Annotated in this window: 15 protein-coding genes and 1 pseudogene; 6 read left to right on the top strand and 10 right to left on the bottom strand. The window is 68.7% G+C overall.

Annotated features, from left to right (window positions below; translation table 11 throughout):
* Positions 1-59 precede the first annotated feature (59 nt).
* The 4 genes from CDO44_RS11815 to CDO44_RS11800 all read right to left on the bottom strand — a co-directional run bounded on the left by CDO44_RS11815 (position 60) and on the right by CDO44_RS11800 (position 3611).
* The gene (locus CDO44_RS11815) at positions 60-1310 is read right to left on the bottom strand and encodes a D-alanyl-D-alanine carboxypeptidase family protein (protein ID WP_087780408.1); all 1251 of its coding nucleotides are present in this window, start codon (positions 1308-1310) and stop codon (positions 60-62) included.
* 171 nt (positions 1311-1481) lie between these two features.
* A complete protein-coding gene (locus CDO44_RS11810; RefSeq protein WP_087780407.1) occupies positions 1482-2141 on the bottom strand; it encodes an alpha/beta hydrolase in 660 nt (219 codons plus the stop codon).
* Between the two features lie 8 nt (positions 2142-2149).
* Positions 2150-2467 carry a ferredoxin gene (locus tag CDO44_RS11805; RefSeq protein ID WP_087780406.1) on the bottom strand — a complete coding sequence of 106 codons (318 nt, stop codon included), beginning with the start codon at positions 2465-2467 and terminating at the stop codon, positions 2150-2152.
* 37 nt (positions 2468-2504) lie between these two features.
* Positions 2505-3611: a VanZ family protein gene (locus CDO44_RS11800; RefSeq protein WP_158213267.1), complete on the bottom strand. Its 1107-nt coding sequence runs from the start codon at positions 3609-3611 to the stop codon at positions 2505-2507.
* 133 nt (positions 3612-3744) lie between these two features.
* On the opposite strand from CDO44_RS11800, the gene CDO44_RS11795 reads away from it, so the two are divergent.
* From CDO44_RS11795 to CDO44_RS11785, 3 genes are read left to right on the top strand one after another with little or no spacing between them, the layout of a single operon-like run.
* A complete protein-coding gene (locus tag CDO44_RS11795) occupies positions 3745-4599 on the top strand; it encodes a biotin--[acetyl-CoA-carboxylase] ligase (protein WP_087780404.1) in 855 nt (284 codons plus the stop codon).
* Positions 4596-5534: a type III pantothenate kinase gene (locus CDO44_RS11790; RefSeq protein WP_087780626.1), complete on the top strand. Its 939-nt coding sequence runs from the start codon at positions 4596-4598 to the stop codon at positions 5532-5534. Before CDO44_RS11795 ends, CDO44_RS11790 begins: the two co-directional genes overlap by 4 nt.
* Positions 5535-5552: 18 nt before the next feature.
* The gene (locus tag CDO44_RS11785; RefSeq protein ID WP_087780403.1) at positions 5553-6473 is read left to right on the top strand and encodes an SPOR domain-containing protein; all 921 of its coding nucleotides are present in this window, start codon (positions 5553-5555) and stop codon (positions 6471-6473) included.
* Positions 6474-6488: 15 nt separating this feature from the next.
* Here the strand turns inward: CDO44_RS11785 and rfaE2 are convergent, their stop codons facing one another.
* Positions 6489-6968 carry a D-glycero-beta-D-manno-heptose 1-phosphate adenylyltransferase gene (gene rfaE2, locus CDO44_RS11780; RefSeq protein ID WP_087780402.1) on the bottom strand — a complete coding sequence of 160 codons (480 nt, stop codon included), beginning with the start codon at positions 6966-6968 and terminating at the stop codon, positions 6489-6491.
* 136 nt (positions 6969-7104) lie between these two features.
* On the opposite strand from rfaE2, the gene CDO44_RS11775 reads away from it, so the two are divergent.
* The 3 genes from CDO44_RS11775 to CDO44_RS11765 all read left to right on the top strand — a co-directional run bounded on the left by CDO44_RS11775 (position 7105) and on the right by CDO44_RS11765 (position 10718).
* Entirely contained in the window at positions 7105-7761 is a 657-nt protein-coding gene (locus CDO44_RS11775) for a response regulator (protein ID WP_087780401.1), read from the top strand.
* A gap of 118 nt (positions 7762-7879) precedes the next feature.
* Complete coding sequence (locus tag CDO44_RS11770; protein ID WP_087780400.1) at positions 7880-9205, top strand: ATP-binding protein; 1326 nt, start codon at positions 7880-7882, stop codon at positions 9203-9205.
* A 64-nt stretch (positions 9206-9269) separates the two neighbouring features.
* Positions 9270-10718, top strand: coding sequence for a DegQ family serine endoprotease (locus CDO44_RS11765; RefSeq protein WP_087780399.1), 1449 nt, complete (start codon positions 9270-9272; stop codon positions 10716-10718).
* Positions 10719-10791: 73 nt separating this feature from the next.
* On the opposite strand, the gene CDO44_RS11760 is transcribed toward CDO44_RS11765, so the two are convergent.
* The 5 genes and pseudogenes from CDO44_RS11760 to CDO44_RS27615 all read right to left on the bottom strand — a co-directional run.
* Positions 10792-11631, bottom strand: coding sequence for a ferritin (locus CDO44_RS11760; RefSeq protein WP_087780398.1), 840 nt, complete (start codon positions 11629-11631; stop codon positions 10792-10794).
* A 146-nt stretch (positions 11632-11777) separates the two neighbouring features.
* Positions 11778-13211: a sodium:solute symporter family protein gene (locus tag CDO44_RS11755; protein ID WP_087780397.1), complete on the bottom strand. Its 1434-nt coding sequence runs from the start codon at positions 13209-13211 to the stop codon at positions 11778-11780.
* 159 nt (positions 13212-13370) lie between these two features.
* Positions 13371-14138 (bottom strand): sulfite exporter TauE/SafE family protein, encoded by a 768-nt coding sequence (locus tag CDO44_RS11750; RefSeq protein ID WP_369824629.1) that lies wholly within the window; start codon positions 14136-14138, stop codon positions 13371-13373.
* Between the two features lie 91 nt (positions 14139-14229).
* Entirely contained in the window at positions 14230-15783 is a 1554-nt protein-coding gene (gene ubiB, locus CDO44_RS11745; protein WP_087780396.1) for a ubiquinone biosynthesis regulatory protein kinase UbiB, read from the bottom strand.
* A gap of 3 nt (positions 15784-15786) precedes the next feature.
* Positions 15787-16008 (bottom strand): annotated as a pseudogene (locus tag CDO44_RS27615) (sterol-binding protein); the annotation flags it as partial.

The following is a 16008-nucleotide window of genomic DNA, read 5'->3' as shown; positions in this document are numbered from 1 at the left end:
CTTTGCCGGTCCGCCAGCGCCGCCCCCTGGGGGGCGCGCGTCAGCGCGTACGGGGGGCTTCAGTTGAACCAGAGCCGCACCGCGTCGAACGCACGGCCGAAAATGCCGGCCACGTCCACGGGCTCGAGCACCGTCAGCGGCACTTCGCGCACCGGCTTGTCGTTGAGGGTAAGTTTAAGCGTACCCACTTGCTGCCCCGCCTGCAACGGCGCCACGAGCGGATCGGTACGCTCGATGGTGGACTTGACGTTGCCCGCCTGGCCGCGCGGCACGGTAACCCAGATGGCCGCCGGCGAACCCAGCTTGGCCTTGCTCTCGCTACCCTTCCAGACCTTGGGCTCGACCACGGCCTGCTTGGCATCGTAGACGCGCACGGTGTCGAAGTTCTGGAAGCTCCAGTTCAACAGCTTCAGGCTTTCCTGGGCGCGGGCATTCTCGCTCGACGCCCCCACCAGCACCGTCAGCACGCGGCGATCGCCCCGCATGGCCGACGCGATCAGGCAGTAGCCCGCCGCATCGGTGTGGCCCGTCTTCATGCCATCCACCGAAGGATCCACCCACAGCAGCCGGTTGCGATTGGGCTGGGTGATCTTGTTGTAGGTGAACTGGCGTTCCTTGTAGTACCCGTAATAGTCGGGATGGTCCTGGATCAGGCGCTTGGCCAGCAAGGCCAGGTCGCGCACGGTGGTCACGTGCTGCGGGTCGGGCAGGCCGGTGGAATTGGTGAAGTGCGTATTCTTCAGTCCCAGGCGCGCGGCCTCCTGGTTCATCAGCGCGGCGAACGCATCCTCGCTGCCGGCGACGGCCTCGGCCAGCGCCACGGTGGCGTCATTGCCCGACTGCGTGATCATGCCGCGTATCAATTCCTCGACAGTCACGGGCTTGCGCGGTTCGATGAACATGCGCGAGCCGCCGGTACGCCACGCCTTCTCCGATACGTTGACGTTCTGCGCGAGCGTCAGGCGCTTTTCCTTGAGCGCGTTGAACACCAGGTAGGCCGTCATGACCTTGGTCAGCGATGCCGGCTCGATGCGTTCGTCGGCGCGGTCTTCGGCCAGGATCTGGTCGCTGGTCACGTCGATGGCGACCCAGGACCGGGCCGCGACGGCCGGCGCCGGCACGGAAGACAGCAGGCCGACCGTCGACATGGGCGGAGCCGAAGGCGTGGCCGAAGACGTGGTGGCCGGCGGCGCGGCCGCGGCCAGGGCGGAAGCAGGCATGGTCGCCGGGAACGCGAGGAAGCAAGCCGAAGCCACGGTGGCCAGAGCGAACCGACGTCCCGGACCAAACGAGAAAAAGCGCAGTTTCATGTGGGAGGATTGTCGTGCAAGAGGGGCGACTCGCCGGCACGGTCGGGACCGCCCGGGGCGCCCCGCGATGCGGGGTGGAAACCGTCAATTATAGGCACCCCCGCCGGCGGGCCGGCGCCGGGCCACGCTCCGGCTGATGCAACGGAATGCTACAGCTGGCCCGAAAGGGGTTCAGGCCAGCACGCGAGCCAGATAAGTCAACACCAGGCGCTTGACCACCACGAGGTTGCCGTGGAAGAAATGGCCCGAGCCGGGGATGACGGTCACGGGCAGGCTCTGCGGACGGGCCCAGTCCATGACAGCGGCGAGCGGCACGGTATCGTCCTGCTCGCCGTGGATCACCAGCGTGTCCTCGGGCACGGTGGCCACGGTGAAACGGCTGGCCGCCGTGCCGAGCAGCACCAGGCCGGCCACGGGCAGCCCCTTTTCGCTCGCGGGCCCGCAGCCCGCGTACACCTGGCTGGCCACCGCGCTGCCGAACGAAAATCCGCCCAGCACGAAGCGCCCCTGGGCCAGCGAAGGATGCCGCGTCCGGAACTGGTCCACCACGCCCAGCATGTCCGCCGCCTCGCCGGCGCCATTGTCGAATTCGCCCGCGGACTGGCCCACCCCGCGAAAATTGGGCCGCAGGGCCGCGAGCCCCTGCTGGACGCAGGCACGCGCAACCGTCGTGACGACCTTGTTGTCCCGGGTTCCGCCGAACAGCGGATGCGGATGGAGCACCAGCGCCCATCCCCGCGCGGCCGCAAGGCCTCCCTCGGGAATGTCGAGCGCGCAATCGACGGGGCCGGCGCCGCCGTCGAGGACGAGATGTTCGGTAGTAACGGCCATGGCGGTCCTCAGATCATGAGGCGTTCGACCGGCTGGCCCTGCACCAGGTGCGAATCGATGATCTCGTCGATGTCGTCCTGGTCCACGTAGGTGTACCAGACGCCCTCGGGATAGACCACCAGGACCGGGCCTTCCTCGCAACGATCCAGGCAGCCGGCCTTGTTGATGCGGATCTCCCCCTTGCCGGCCAGGCCGAGCTGCTTGATGCGCTTCTTGGCGTAGTCCTGCATGGCCTGCGCGCCCTGCCGCGCGCAACAGGGGCGGGGAGCGTCGGCCCCGCGCTCGTTCAGGCAGAAGAAAACGTGGTGTTTGTAGTAGGACTCCATACCAACTCGCAAAGGGGGAAACGTGTTGCCGGGGCGTTCAGGCGAAGCGCCGCCGGGCCAGGGAAAACAGGGCTGCCAGCGGCCAGATCACCGACAGGCCCAATGTGAGCGACTCCAGATGCAGCCAGCCGGTGCGCGCCATCGAAGCCGTCGTATCGAAGTACTGGTCGGACGGGAACAGGTTGACGATACCCAGCTGCACGCACAGCGCCGCGATGCCGAGGCTGCGCTGCCAGGACGGCTTGAGGTAGGCGAACCCGGTCGCCAGGACCAGGCCGCCAGCCACGCCGATGACCGAGCCGACGGTGATCCACGCGCCGGGCGCTTGCGCCGGCACGGCCAGCGGTTGCAAGGCGGCCTTGACCAGTATCGCGCACATGACCAGCGCAGCCGGAAGAATACCCCGCGCCGGGACCGGCCGCGCCACGTGCAGCAGCAGCATGGAAACGGCCACCACGGCAGCCCCGGTGCAGAACTGCTCGGCGATGATGCGCTGGCCCGGCGTAGGCGACCACAGCTCGCCCATGAACTCGGAGGGCAGGGCCGCCCAATCGCCCAGCAGCAGCCATAGCTCGCCGGTTCCGAACAGCATGGGCTGGCGCGGGATCTGCATGAAGATCCACAACGCGGCCAGGATCAGCGCCGAACCGGCCTCCGGCGCGAACCATCGATGCCGCCAGCGCGCCAGGGCCCCGTCGCCGATCAGGCGCGAAGCCGTGGCGGTTCCCACCAGCGCGCCCAGCAGGGCGCCCGCGACGTTGGCCGCCAGATCCACGTTCGACGCGATACGATTGGGCAGGTAGGTCTGCAGGGCCTCCAGCATTCCCGAGAGCGCGGCGCAGAACACGACTGTCGCGGCAACGGCAACCAGCCCCCGGCAGGCCGGATAGAGCGCCCAGACGAACAGGGCGCCGACGGGCAGGTAGGCCGCGACATTGGCGATGATTTCGGAGCCGACCCAATACTGCGGCCAGGGCGCCCGCAGGTAGGCGAAGGCCGGCACGCCGACGTCGACCCAGCCCGTGAACGGATACAGGCTGGCATAGACGACCAGCAGCACGACGATGAACGATGCCAGCCGCGCCAGCGGCGCGCCGTGTCGGACGACCTGCCCAGAAGCGGCGGACGATCCGTCGGGACTCATGGGCGGCAAGGGTAAAACGTAAGCGACATGCCCTAAGTTTATGCGTTTTGCGCGCTCCGGCTGCGAAAACCCCTGGCTCTGCCTACAATTGCCGGTTTGCGCCGCCCGCACCCGGCGGCTTTGACGGATTCCCATGCCTTCATCCCACTCCGCCCTGTCCGACGCCGTCCTTGCCCCGCCAGCGGAGTTCGCCGCCGGGCTCCGGTCCGCGCTGCCGGGCTGGAACGTGTCCTGGCTGGCCTCGACCCCGTCCACCAACGCCGATCTCCAGCAATACCTGCGGCGCGGCGGTGAGGGGCCGGCGCTGATAGGCAGCCACGAGCAGACCTCGGGACGGGGCCGGGCCGGCCGCCCATGGCATACGCGCGCGGGGGACGCGCTGCTGTTCTCTTGCGGCTGGCAGGCGCAGATCGCGCCGGCACGGCTGCCGCCGCTGTCGCTGGTGGCAGGGCTGGCCGCCTGCGAAGCCCTGAGCAGCCTGCTCGGCCCCCATGCCGACGGGGCGCTGGCCCTCAAATGGCCCAACGACGTGCAATGGAACACCGCCAAGCTGGCCGGCATCCTGGTCGAGAGCGTCCCCGTACCTGCGCCGGGCCGCATCGGCCTGGTTCTGGGCATGGGCATCAACCTGCGCGGCGCCGGGGCATTGTCGCGCGCGCTGGGCCGGGAGGTCGCCGACTGGGCGCTCACCGGGAGCGCCGCGGATCCGGCGCGCCTGGTAAGCGCTGTGGCCCAATCCTGGCGCGCCGCCGCCGACGAATATGCCGTCGAAGGCTTCGGCCCCTTCCAGGCGCGTTTCGCCCGCTGGGACGCCTTGTACGGCCAGCCGGTACGGGTCATCGACGCTGGCCGCACCCTGTTCGAGGGCACGGCGCGAGGCGTCGATGCCAGCGGCAAGCTGCAGGTCGAGGAAACCACCGGCCAGTTGCGCGCAGTCACCGTAGGCGACATTTCCGTGCGGGCCGCGCCGCAAGGGGGGTGGGCATGAGCGCTCCCGCGCGGCCGCCCGGAGGGAGCGCTCCCTCCCACGGGGAGGATGTCGCGCAGCGACAGGAGGGCTCGCCGATAAGCGTTCCCGCGCGGCCGCCCGGAGGGGGCGCTCCCCTCTCTCCGACGCTGCTGATCGACGCGGGCAACACCCGCGTGAAACTCGGCTGGCGTACGGGCGGCCCGGCGCTGCGCGAACCGCAGCAGACGGGCTTCAGGCACGAAGAACTGCCCGAGGCCTTGCCGCGATGGCTGGCGGCCAGCGGGCTGCGGCCGCGCGTCGCCCTCGGGTCCAACGTCGCCGGCGCCCGCATCGAACAACTGATCGGCGAACTGCTGGAGCAGGCGGGATGCGACGTGCACTGGATCCGCGCCAGCCGCCGGCTGCTGGGCGTGACCAACGGGTATCGGCACCCCGAGCGCCTGGGGGCCGACCGCTGGCTGAGCCTCGTGGGCATCTGGCAGGGCTGGCGCCGCGCGGCGCCGCCCGAGGCCCCCGCCCCGGTACACGTCCTGGCCCATTTCGGCACCGCCACGACCGTGGACACGCTCGACGCGGCCGGCCGCTTCGCCGGCGGCCTCATCCTGCCCGGCCGTGACCTGATGCGGCAGTCGCTGGCCGCAGGCACCGCCGGCCTGCCCCGCGCCAGCGGACAGATCACGCCGTTCCCGGACAATACCGGCGATGCCATCATGTCGGGCATCGCCGCCGCCCAGGCCGGCGCCGTGGTGCGCCAGTGGCTGGCCGCCCGCGAACGCTACCGGCAGGAACCGCTGCTGGTCGCAAGCGGCGGCGCCTGGACCGCCATCGCCGACGAGGTCGCCCACCTGATGCACGCCGCCGGCTCGACGCGACAGGTGCAGGTCGTCGATAATCCCGTGCTCGACGGCCTGGCCTGCCTGGCCGAGTCGGGCATCGTTCCCGCTTCCTCCTGACTGTCTTCCCGGCTTTTCATGCGCAGCCTGTTCGTCGTAGTGCTCCTGGCCAATGTGGCGCTCTTCGCCCTGGATCGCGGCTGGTTCGGCCAGCCGCTCTCGGAACGGGGGCGCGACCCCGGCCGGCTGCGCACGGAAATCCGCGCCGACACGATCCAGGTCCCGCGGCTGCCAGGCATTAACGCCGCGGCCGGACCGGCGCCGGCACGAGCCTCCGAGCCCCTCGACGGCGCGGCCGGATCCGCGGGCGCCCCCGAGGCCGTGTCGCCGGTCTCCGCTGCCGATCCGGCGCCAGTGAATCCCACGGCCGCTACCGGCGCATCTTTGGACAATCCCGTGGCGCTCGCCTCGGCTGGGCCCGAACAAGCCGCGGCGGCGGCGCCCGCATCTCCGGCTGCGCCGGACTCGCCAGCCCCCTCCCCGCCGGCCGCGGCAGCTCCCACGGCGGCGACTCGCGCGGCCGGCTCCGGCTCCCCCGCTCCCCTCGCCTGCGTGGAATGGGGAGCGTTCAGCGACGCGGACCTGGCCATCGCGAAAAAGTGGTCGACCGAGCACCTGCCCGCGGCGCGCCAGGGCACCCGGCGCGAGCCGGGCAAGCAAGGCTGGATGGTCATCGTGCCGCCGCTGGGAAGCGCGGCCGCCGCGCACGCCGCCGCCGCGCAACTGGGACGGGACGGGATCAAGGACTTTTTCGTGATCCAGGATGGCGGCCCGTTCCAGCACGCCATTTCGCTAGGCGTGTTCAGTACCGAGAATGCCGCCCGCAAGCAGGCGACGGCCTTGCAGGCGCAAGGCGTGCGCAATGCGAAAGTGGTGTCTCGCGCAGCCCAGGGCGGCAAGAGCTGGCTGCGCCTGGAGGGCGTATCGGCCGCCGATCGCCGGGCGCTTGATCGCGCACGTACCCTGTTCACCCGCCCTTCCGTGCGCGACTGCCGGTAGGCGACGCGGCCCTGCTCAGCGGGCGCGGATGCGCTCGACCAGCTTGGTGGTGGAGCGGTCGTGCTCGAAATCGATAGCCACGGCGTCGCCGCCCCAGCTGCGCACCAGGGCGGTCTCGGGCAGCTTGTCCATGTCGTAGTCCCCGCCTTTGACGATGAGATCGGGGCGCAGCTTGCCGATCAGCTCCAGCGGCGTGTCCTCGTCGAACCAGGTTACCGCGTCGACCGAAGCCAGAGCCGCCAGCAGCGCCGCGCGATCATCCTGCCTGTTCAGCGGGCGGTCGGGCCCCTTGCCCAGGCGCCGCGCCGACGCATCGGTATTGATGGCCACGACCAGCATGGCGCCGAGCTGCGCGGCTTCGTCCAGGTAGGTGACGTGGCCGCGGTGCAGGATGTCGAACACGCCGTTGGTGAACACCAGCGGACGCGGCCACGCGGCACGCGCGACCAGGCATTCGTCGGGACTGAGGATCTTGGATTCGAAACGGGCAGACACGGTCGCAGCAGTACACGAGGGGCGGGACGCCCCATTGTAGAGGCGATCGCCCGCGGCGTGCCGGCGTCCCCCGCCGGCGGGGAAGATACACTGTGCAGGTCCATTGCCGGGACTGGTCCCGGGACGAGGAATCGCAATGCGGCTGCTGCTGGTTGAAGACGATCCGATGATAGGAGAAAGCGTGCTCGACGTGCTGCGCGCCGAGCACTACGCGGTGGACTGGGTGAAGAACGCGCAGAGCGCCGATACCGCCTTGCGCACCGAACACTACGATCTGGTGCTGCTGGACCTCGGCCTGCCCGACGGCGACGGCCTGTCCGTGCTGCGCGAACTGCGGGCGCGCAAGACGCAGACCCCGGTCCTCATCGCCACCGCGCGCGACGCCATCGAGCAGCGCATCGCCGGCCTGGACGCCGGCGCGGACGACTACGTGGTCAAGCCCTACGACGTGGACGAGGTCCTCGCCCGCATCCGCGCCCTGATCCGGCGCAGCGCAGGCCGGGCCGAGCCCCTGTACGAACATGGCGGCGTCGTGCTCGATCCGGCCACGCACACGGCAACGGTCAATGGCGAGCCGGTCACGCTCACGGCCAAGGAATGGGCGGTGCTTGAGCCGCTGCTGGCGCGGCCTGGCCTCATCCTCTCCCGCGCCCAGCTCGAGGAAAAACTCTACAGCTGGAAGGACGAGATAAGCAGCAACGCGGTGGAAGTCTATATCCACGGGTTGCGCAAGAAACTGGGCGCGCAGTTCATCCAGACGGTACGCGGCGTCGGGTATGTCATTAGGGTATAGCTCCCAGCCCCCCAAGGGGGCCTGGGCCCGCCTTGGGGCGGCACAGGTGGAGCCGGATCCGCTGTGCCCTGGATACAGTGGCGTTGCGCCGCAGAGAACGGCGCCGTAGAGGACTGAGATGAGGCTCATTGCTGGTCATTCGTTGCGCGGGCGGTTGCTGGCTTTCCTGCTGGCGGCCATTTTCCTGGCGGCGCTGATGCAAGGCGCCATCGCGTATCGCGGCGCACTGGTCCAGACCGACGAGATCTTCGATTATCAGCTGCAGCGCATCGCCCTCTCGCTGAGCAACGGCAATCCGCTGTTCAGCACGGGGCCCGACGGCGGCCTGCTCGACGATCCCGCCGCGCGCGACCTCATCATCCAGATCTGGACGCCGGACGGCGTGCGCCTGTTCCGCTCCACCCCCAAGCTGGTCCTGCCCGATCGCGTGGTGCTGGGCTTCTCCACGGTCGAAGCCGAGGGCGCCACGTATCGCATGTATTCGCTCGAAGCGCCGTTGCAGATCATCCAGGTCGCGCAGGACGTCCGCGTGCGCACGTCCATGGCGCGTTCGCTGGCGCTGCGCACCATATGGCCCATCGCCGCCATGGCGCCGCTGCTGATGCTGGTCGTCTGGTGGGTGGTCAGCCATTCGCTGATGCCGGTGGACCGGGCGCGCCGGCAGGTCGCCGCGCGGCAGGCCGACGATTTGTCTCCGGTCAGCGAATCGGGCCTGCCGGACGAGGTACGCCCCCTCGTCCACGAGCTCAATTTGCTGTTGGACCGGGTACGCCAGGCCTTCGCCGCGCAACAGCAATTCGTGGGCGATGCCGCGCACGAGCTGCGCTCACCGCTGGCTGCGCTGAAACTGCAATTGCAATTCCTGCAGCGATCGGACGACGAGGCCTCGCGCCAGGTCGCCATCGGCCGACTGGGGGCGGGCATCGAGCGCGCCACGCGGTTGGTCGAGCAACTGCTGTCGCTGGCGCGGCAGGAGGCGCCGGGCATGCAGTTCGCCACCGTGGACCTGGCGGACGTCGTGCGCACCGCCCTGACCGACGTGCTGCCGCAGGCCCGCGCACGCGGCATCGACATCGGCATGGAGGGCGCCAGCGGCGCCCGCGTGACGGGACAGGGGGAGGCCCTGGCCCTGCTGGTGCGCAACCTGTTGGACAACGCCGTCAAATACGCCCCCGCGTCGGGCCGGGTAGACATCGGATTGGCGAGCGACGAGCGGGGCGCCACGCTCGACGTGGACGACGACGGACCGGGCATCCCGCCCTCCGAGCGCGGCCGCGTGTTCGATCGCTTCTACCGCTCCCATTCCGCCGACACGCCCGGCAGCGGCCTGGGCCTGGCCATCGTCAAGGCCATAGCGGGACGCCATGGCGCCACGGTCGAGCTGCTCGATTCGCCCCTGGGAGGGCTGCGCGTGCGGGTGCGTTTCCCCCCTCCGCCGACTTAAGGATGGCTTAAGGATACGGTTCCAACATGGCGCCATGTCTCACCACATGGCACAGGAGCCGACCATGAACACCCGCAAATTCTCCGCCTCGCACCTGGCTGTGGCGTTGGTTGCCGCAGGCGTATTCGGCGCTGCCGGCGCCGCCGCGTTCACGCGAGTGGCCGATACCCAAGCACTGCCGGCCGCGGCCGCCAGCACGCAGGCCGCCGCTCCGGTGGGCGCGGTCACCCCGCCTGATTTTTCGCAGATCACCCAGCGCTACGGTCCGGCGGTGGTCAACATCAGCGTTACCGGCACCACCAAGGTCTCCGACGACGAGGACGATCCGTTCGCGCAATTCTTCCGCGGATTTCCCGGTTATCCCGGAGGCGGCACGCACAGCGTTCCGATGCGCGGCCAGGGGTCCGGCTTCATCATCAGCCCCGACGGCGTCATCCTGACCAATGCCCACGTGGTCAAGGGCGCCAAGGAAGTCACCGTCAAGCTCACCGACCGGCGCGAATTCCGCGCCAAGGTCCTCGGCTCGGATCCCCAGACCGACGTGGCGGTACTGAAGATCGACGCCCGCAACCTGCCGGTGGTGGCACTGGGCAACCCCAACGACCTGCGCGTGGGCGAATGGGTGCTCGCCATCGGATCGCCCTATGGCCTGGAAAACACCGTCACGGCCGGTGTCGTGAGCGCCAAGGGCCGGTCGCTGCCCGACGACAGCTCGGTGCCGTTCATCCAGACCGACGTCGCCGTCAACCCCGGCAATTCGGGCGGCCCGCTGTTCAACTCGCGCGGCGAAGTGGTCGGCATCAACTCGCAGATCTATAGTCAGACCGGCGGCTATCAGGGCCTGTCCTTCGCCATTCCGATCGATGTCGCGACCAAGGTCAAGGAACAGATCGTGGCCCATGGCGAAGTCCGCCATGCCCGCCTGGGCGTCACCATCCAGGACGTCAACCAGGCGCTGGCCGACTCGTTCAAACTCGATTCGCCCACCGGCGCGCTGGTCGCCAATGTCGAGAAAGGCAGCCCCGCGGACAAGGCCGGCCTGAAGTCGGGCGACATCATCCGCAAGATCGACGGCAAGCCCGTCGTAGCCTCCGGCGACCTGCCGGCCGTGGTCAGCCTGGCCACGCCGGGCCAGGAGGTGAAGCTGGAGGTGTGGCGCGACGGCAAGCCGCGCGACGTCGTCGCCAAGCTCGGCAGCGCCAAACAGGAAACCTCTGCGCGGGCCGGCGCGCAGGACGGCGCCGCACACGGCCGGCTGGGGCTCGCGCTGCGGCCGCTGACGCCGCAAGAGCAGATGGCCGTGGGCGGCAATACCGGACTGGTCGTGGAGCAGGTGGGCGGCCCGGCCGAACAGGCCGGTATCGAACCCGGCGACCTGCTGCTGTCACTCAATGGGGTGCCCGTGCAGAACGCGGAGCAGGTCCGCGCCCTGCTCGCCAAGTCGGGCAAGACGGTGGCGCTGCTGGTCCAGCGCGGCGACGCCAAGATCTTCGTGCCGGTACGCCTGGGTTGACGGTGCGGACGCAGTAAGGAAGACGGCCGGAGCGGCTTGCTGCTCCGGCCATTTCTTCAAAGAAAGGCCGCCCTTACCCCGCGGCGAGTTCCTTCCGGTAGCGGTTCAGGTCCTGCACCGTGGCGAAGCTGCGGCCGAGCAGGGTCGACATGTTGTGCAGAATGCGGTCGGCGACCTTGCCTTCCCACTCCTTGTCGAACTGGATCTGGTCGTCGAGCCAGCGCTCCAGCCAGCCGGGCTCGGGCAGGCGGGACTGCACCGTATCGTTGGGGAACAGGCTCTTGTTGACGTGCAGGTTGGTCGGATGCAGCGCCTGCGACGTACGCTTGGCCGACGCCATCAGCACGCCTATCTTGGCGAAGGCGGCGCGGGCCTGGTCGGCGAGTTCCTTGCCGCGATCGGTCAGCGCGCGTTTCATGTAGCGCAGGTAGGCGCCCGCGTGGCGTGCCTCGTCCTGGGCAATGAGCTTGTAGATGGCCTTGATGACCGGCTCGGTGTGCCATTGCGCGGCGCGCCGGTACCAGTGGTTCAGGCGGATCTCGCCGCAGAAATGCAGGGTCAGGGTTTCGAGCGCGGGCGCCTCGTCGAACTCGAAGCGCACGTTGTGCAGTTCCTCCTCGGTCGGCACCAGGTCCGGGCGGAAGCGTTGCAGGTACTCCTGCAGCACCAGCGAATGCTTCTGCTCCTCGTAGAACCAGATGGACATGAAGGCGCTGAAATCGCTGTCCTCGCGATTGTCGCGCAGGAACATCTCGGTGGCCGGCAGCGCCGACCACTCGGTGATCGCGTTCATCTTGATGGTATGCGCCTGCTCGTCGGTCAGCAGACTGGCGTCGAACTGATCCCACGGCACGTCCTTCCTCATGTCCCAGCGCACGGACTCGAGGGATTTGAATAGTTCCGGGTACAGCATGATGGAGCCCTTGTATCGAGGCCGGCAGCTTGTGCGTACCAAGGCGCCGGAAGGTCGGCGAACAATATAGGTGGAGTTTTACCCCCTAATGACACGTTCCTTCCATACCTGGCCGGGCGCCGCCACCCGGGGCCGTGTAACAGAGCTTACAGGGCCGGATGCAGCGCGGGCCGGTTGCGGGCCCGCACGACCTGGGGAAGCAGGCTGCCGGCCCAGATGCCGACGAATCCCGCCAGCAATCCGGCCAATTGTGGCGGAAAATCGTCCGCGGCAAAAGCCCTGACCAGCAGCCACGCCGCCACCCCCAGGATCGACGACAGCAGCGCTCCTTGCGTGGTCGCGCGGCGCCAGTACAGCCCCATCAGCAGCGGCACGAAGGCCCCCACCAGGGTGACCGTGTACGCCCCTGCCACCATCTCGTAGATGCTGTCGGAGGTGCTGAGCGCGAACGTCAGCACGCACGCCCCGAACACGACCACGGACAGGCGCATCGCCCGCAGGAAGTGCTTGTCCGACATGCCCGGCAGGAAATGGCGCAGGATGTTCTCGGCGAAGGTGGTGGACGGCGCCAGCAGCGTGGCCGAGGCGGTCGACATGATGGCCGACAGCAGCGCGCCGAAGAAGAACACCTGCGCCACGGCGGGCATGCGTTCCAGGATGAAGGTCGGCAGGATCTTCTGCGGATCGTCCTGCATCAGGGTGGCGACCGTGTCGGGCATGACGCCGAAGGCGGCCACGCCGATGTACATCGGGATGCAGGCGAACATCAGGTAGAGCAGGCCGCCGATGATGGGACCGCGGCGGGCCGTCTTCACGTCCTTGGACGACATGACGCGCTGGTACACGTCCTGCTGCGGTATCGATCCGAGCATCATGGTCACCAGCGCCGCGAAGAAGAAGAGGATGTCGTGCGGCGTGGCGGGCGGCAGGAAATTGAGCAGGTCGCGGCTGGTGGCCTCGTGCACGACCACGCCGACGCCGCCGGCCAGGTCGGTGGCGAAATACGCGATGGTGAACAAGCCGGCGACGATGACGATCATCTGGAAGAAATCGGTCAACGCGACCGACCACATGCCGCCGAACAGCGTATAAGTCATCACGATCAGCGTGCCGATGATCATGCCGCCGGACTGCGAGAACACGCCGGGATCGAGCATGTGGAACACCAGCCCCAGCGCCTTCACCTGGGCCGCGACCCATCCCAGGTAGGAGATGATGATGGCCAGGCTCATGATGACTTCGACGATGGGGCCGTAGCGCTCGCGGTAGTAATCGCCCAGCGTAAGCAGATTGTGCCGGTACAGGCGAGCGGCGAAGAACAGGCCTACCAGCACCAGGCACATCGAGGCGCCGAAGGGGTCTTCCACCACCCCGCCCAGCCCTTCCCGCACGAAAACCGCCGACACGCCCAGGACCGCCTCGGACCCGAACCAGGTGGCAAAGGTCGTGGCCACGACGATGAACAAGGGCAACGACCGGCCGGCCACCGCATAGTCGGTGGAGTTCGACACCCGGCGGGCGGCGACGACGCCGATGGCGATGGAAACCAGCAGGTAGAGCAAGACGAACCAGAACACCATGATGCCGCGGCCACCCGGACGAAAGCCAAAACCGCGGGAGTATCGCACAGGGCGCCTGGAAAGCCCAGGCGGGATCGGCATTTGCGGCTCACCCGCCACGCTTGCGCGAGCAGGAGGGACGAGACGCCCGCCGGCGCAGCGGAGGCCCCTCCAGCCCGGTCAGAAGCAGAGGTACAGGCCGAGCAGTCCCAATCCGGTGAAGAAGCCGCGGCGGAACGCCGCGGGGCTGATACGGCTGCGCAGGTACTGGCCGGCCCACATGCCCGCCATGGCCGGGACCAGGGCAAAGAGCGATGCCGCTATTTCATGGTGGCCAAGCGCGCCGCCACGCGCCAGCGCCGCGGCCAGCGCCAGCGTCGAGGCGGTGAAAGAGATGCCCAGCGCCTGGACCAGTTCGTCCTTGGCCAGCCCCAGCCCTTGGAGGTACGGCACGGCCGGGATGACGAATACTCCCGTGGCCGCGGTGATCACCCCCGTCGTGCAGCCGACGACCGCGCCCAGGGAGCGCTCCCAGCGCACCGGTACCCGCAGCTGGAAGGCAAGGAGTCCCGATATCGCGTAAAGCACCAGCGCCACCCCGAGCGCACGGACGGCCCAGGGCTGCGAGCCCGTGCCCATCAGCGCGGCCGCCGCCCACGTGCCGGCGAACACGCCGGCGAGCAGCGGCCACAATCGCTTCATCAGGTAAAGGAAACGGCCTCCGAGGGCCAGTTGCCAGACGTTGGTCACCATGGAGGGCACCACGAGCAAGGCCGCGGCCTGCACCGGGGCCATGGCCAGCCCGAGCAAACCCATGGCCACGGTGGGCAGGCCCAGGCCGATGACGCCCTTAACCGCGCCGGCCAGGAAGAATGTGCCGAGAACGAGCAGGACCAGGGTCCAGTTGGTCACGGAAAAAATCAAAGGCAAGATGTCCATGGGCCCCATGCTGCCTCATGGGCGGACACTTGAAAATGCGGTTTCCCCACGCATAGCCTTCGGAATTTCCGGAGGCATGAGGACCGGCCGGCGCCCGGCGCTACCGAGACACCGCCCACAGCGCCACGGCCACCCCCACCGCGAGCACACCGGCGATGACCGCCATCAGGCGGTTGGTCTGCTGCTGGGCAACGCGCAGCCGCTGCAACTCGGCCAGCGTCTCGGCCGAGCGGTCGGGCCGCGCCAGCTGGTTGTGCACCAGGCGCGGCAGCTCGGGCAGCATCTGCGCCCATTGCTGCGACTCGCGCCTGATGCCATTGCGCAGCGCCGCCCAGCCCACGCGCTCGTTCATCCAGCGCTCGAGATAGGGTTTGGCGGTCTTCCAGAGATCCAGCGACGGATCCAGCTCGCGTCCCAGTCCTTCGATGTTGAGCAGCGTCTTTTGCAGCAGCACCAGTTGCGGCTGGATCTCGACGTTGAAGCGGCGCGAGGTCTGGAACAGGCGCATCAGTACCTGCCCGAGCGAGATCTCGGCGAGCGGGCGGTCGAAGTACGGCTCGCAGCAAGCCCGGATGGCGCCTTCCAGCTCTTCCTCGCGCGTGCCGGGCGGCACCCATCCGGATTCGATGTGCAGGCGCGCCACCTGCCGGTAATCGCGCCGGAAAAAGGCCAGGAAATTCTGCGCCAGGTAGTTCTTGTCGAACTCGGACAGCGAGCCGACGATGCCGAAGTCGAGCGCGATGTAGCGCCCCAGGGTACGCGGATCGTCCGACACGTAGATGTTGCCGGGGTGCATGTCGGCATGGAAGAAGCCGTCGGCGAACATCTGCGTGAAGCAGATTTCCACGCCGTCGCGCGCCAGCTTCTTCAGGTCCACGCCGGCCTCGACCAGGCGCTCGGCATGGTTGACCGGAATGCCGCGCATGCGCTCCATCGTGAAGATGGAGGACGAGCAGTAATCCCACATCACTTCCGGAACGATCAGCAGGTCGCCGCGCGGACCGCCCGGCGCGAAGTTGCGGCGCAGCTGGCTGCAATTGGCCGCCTCGCGCAGCAGGTCGAGCTCGTCGTGGAGGTACTTGTCGAACTCCGCCACGACTTCCCGCGGCTTGAGGCGCCGGCCGTCGGCGGAGATCTTTTCGATCAGGGTGGCCGCCGCGCGCAGCAGGCGCAGGTCTTTCTCGATGACCGGCGCCATGTTGGGCCGAAGCACCTTGACCGCCACCTCGCGCCCGTCGCGCAGCACGGCGAAGTGCACCTGGGCGATCGAGGCCGAGGCGACCGGCTCGCGTTCGAAACTGGCGAAGAGCTCGTCCGGATGCCGGCCCAGCTCTCTGCGTATGCTCTGGATCGCGACCTCCGAGGGGAACGGCGGCACCCGGTCCTGCAGGCGCGCCAGTTCGTCGGCGATGTCGGCGGGAATCAGGTCGCGCCGGGTCGACAGGACCTGGCCGAACTTGACGAAAATGGGCCCCAGCGTCTCCAGCGCCATGCGCAGCCGTTCGCCGCGCGGTGCATGCAGCTTGCGTCCCAGGCGCAGCACGACGAGCAGGCGCTCGGTCCAGGGATGCTGGATGCCCGACACCACGAGTTCGTCCAGGCCATAGCGAAAGCTGACGAACATGATGCGGATCAGGCGCAGGAAAGTGAACATGGCTCACTCCCCCGTGCGCGGGCGGGCCTCGAAACGGGCCAGCCTGGCATGCAAGTGCTCGACCCGCTTGGCGGCGCGCTCGGCATCGTCGCGCAGGCGGCGCACCTCGGCGCCCCAGGCCCGCAGGGCGGGCGCCGCCGCGACGGCATCGACCTCCTCGGTCAGGTACTCGGCCACGTTCTCGGCCAGCCGCCACGCGCCGGCGCGCACGCCGCGCGCGACGCC

The organism is Pigmentiphaga sp. NML080357 (assembly GCF_002188465.1).
In the GTDB taxonomy this organism is placed as follows: Bacteria; Pseudomonadota; Gammaproteobacteria; order Burkholderiales; family Burkholderiaceae_B; genus Pigmentiphaga.
This window is presented reverse-complemented; position numbering and strand designations above follow the sequence as displayed.

Excerpts from the sequence above, each read along its gene's own strand:
- CDO44_RS11815 (WP_087780408.1), bottom strand. The coding sequence starts at position 1,310 with ATGAAACTGCGCTTTTTCTCGTTTGGTCCGGGACGTCGGTTCGCTCTG.
- CDO44_RS11810 (WP_087780407.1), bottom strand. The coding sequence starts at position 2,141 with ATGGCCGTTACTACCGAACATCTCGTCCTCGACGGCGGCGCCGGCCCC.
- CDO44_RS11805 (WP_087780406.1), bottom strand. The coding sequence starts at position 2,467 with ATGGAGTCCTACTACAAACACCACGTTTTCTTCTGCCTGAACGAGCGC.
- CDO44_RS11800 (WP_158213267.1), bottom strand. The coding sequence starts at position 3,611 with ATGAGTCCCGACGGATCGTCCGCCGCTTCTGGGCAGGTCGTCCGACAC.
- CDO44_RS11795 (WP_087780404.1), top strand. The coding sequence starts at position 3,745 with ATGCCTTCATCCCACTCCGCCCTGTCCGACGCCGTCCTTGCCCCGCCA.
- CDO44_RS11790 (WP_087780626.1), top strand. The coding sequence starts at position 4,596 with ATGAGCGCTCCCGCGCGGCCGCCCGGAGGGAGCGCTCCCTCCCACGGG.
- CDO44_RS11785 (WP_087780403.1), top strand. The coding sequence starts at position 5,553 with ATGCGCAGCCTGTTCGTCGTAGTGCTCCTGGCCAATGTGGCGCTCTTC.
- CDO44_RS11775 (WP_087780401.1), top strand. The coding sequence starts at position 7,105 with ATGCGGCTGCTGCTGGTTGAAGACGATCCGATGATAGGAGAAAGCGTG.
- CDO44_RS11770 (WP_087780400.1), top strand. The coding sequence starts at position 7,880 with ATGAGGCTCATTGCTGGTCATTCGTTGCGCGGGCGGTTGCTGGCTTTC.
- CDO44_RS11765 (WP_087780399.1), top strand. The coding sequence starts at position 9,270 with ATGAACACCCGCAAATTCTCCGCCTCGCACCTGGCTGTGGCGTTGGTT.
- CDO44_RS11760 (WP_087780398.1), bottom strand. The coding sequence starts at position 11,631 with ATGCTGTACCCGGAACTATTCAAATCCCTCGAGTCCGTGCGCTGGGAC.
- CDO44_RS11755 (WP_087780397.1), bottom strand. The coding sequence starts at position 13,211 with ATGGTGTTCTGGTTCGTCTTGCTCTACCTGCTGGTTTCCATCGCCATC.
- CDO44_RS11750 (WP_369824629.1), bottom strand. The coding sequence starts at position 14,138 with ATGGGGCCCATGGACATCTTGCCTTTGATTTTTTCCGTGACCAACTGG.
- ubiB (WP_087780396.1), bottom strand. The coding sequence starts at position 15,783 with ATGTTCACTTTCCTGCGCCTGATCCGCATCATGTTCGTCAGCTTTCGC.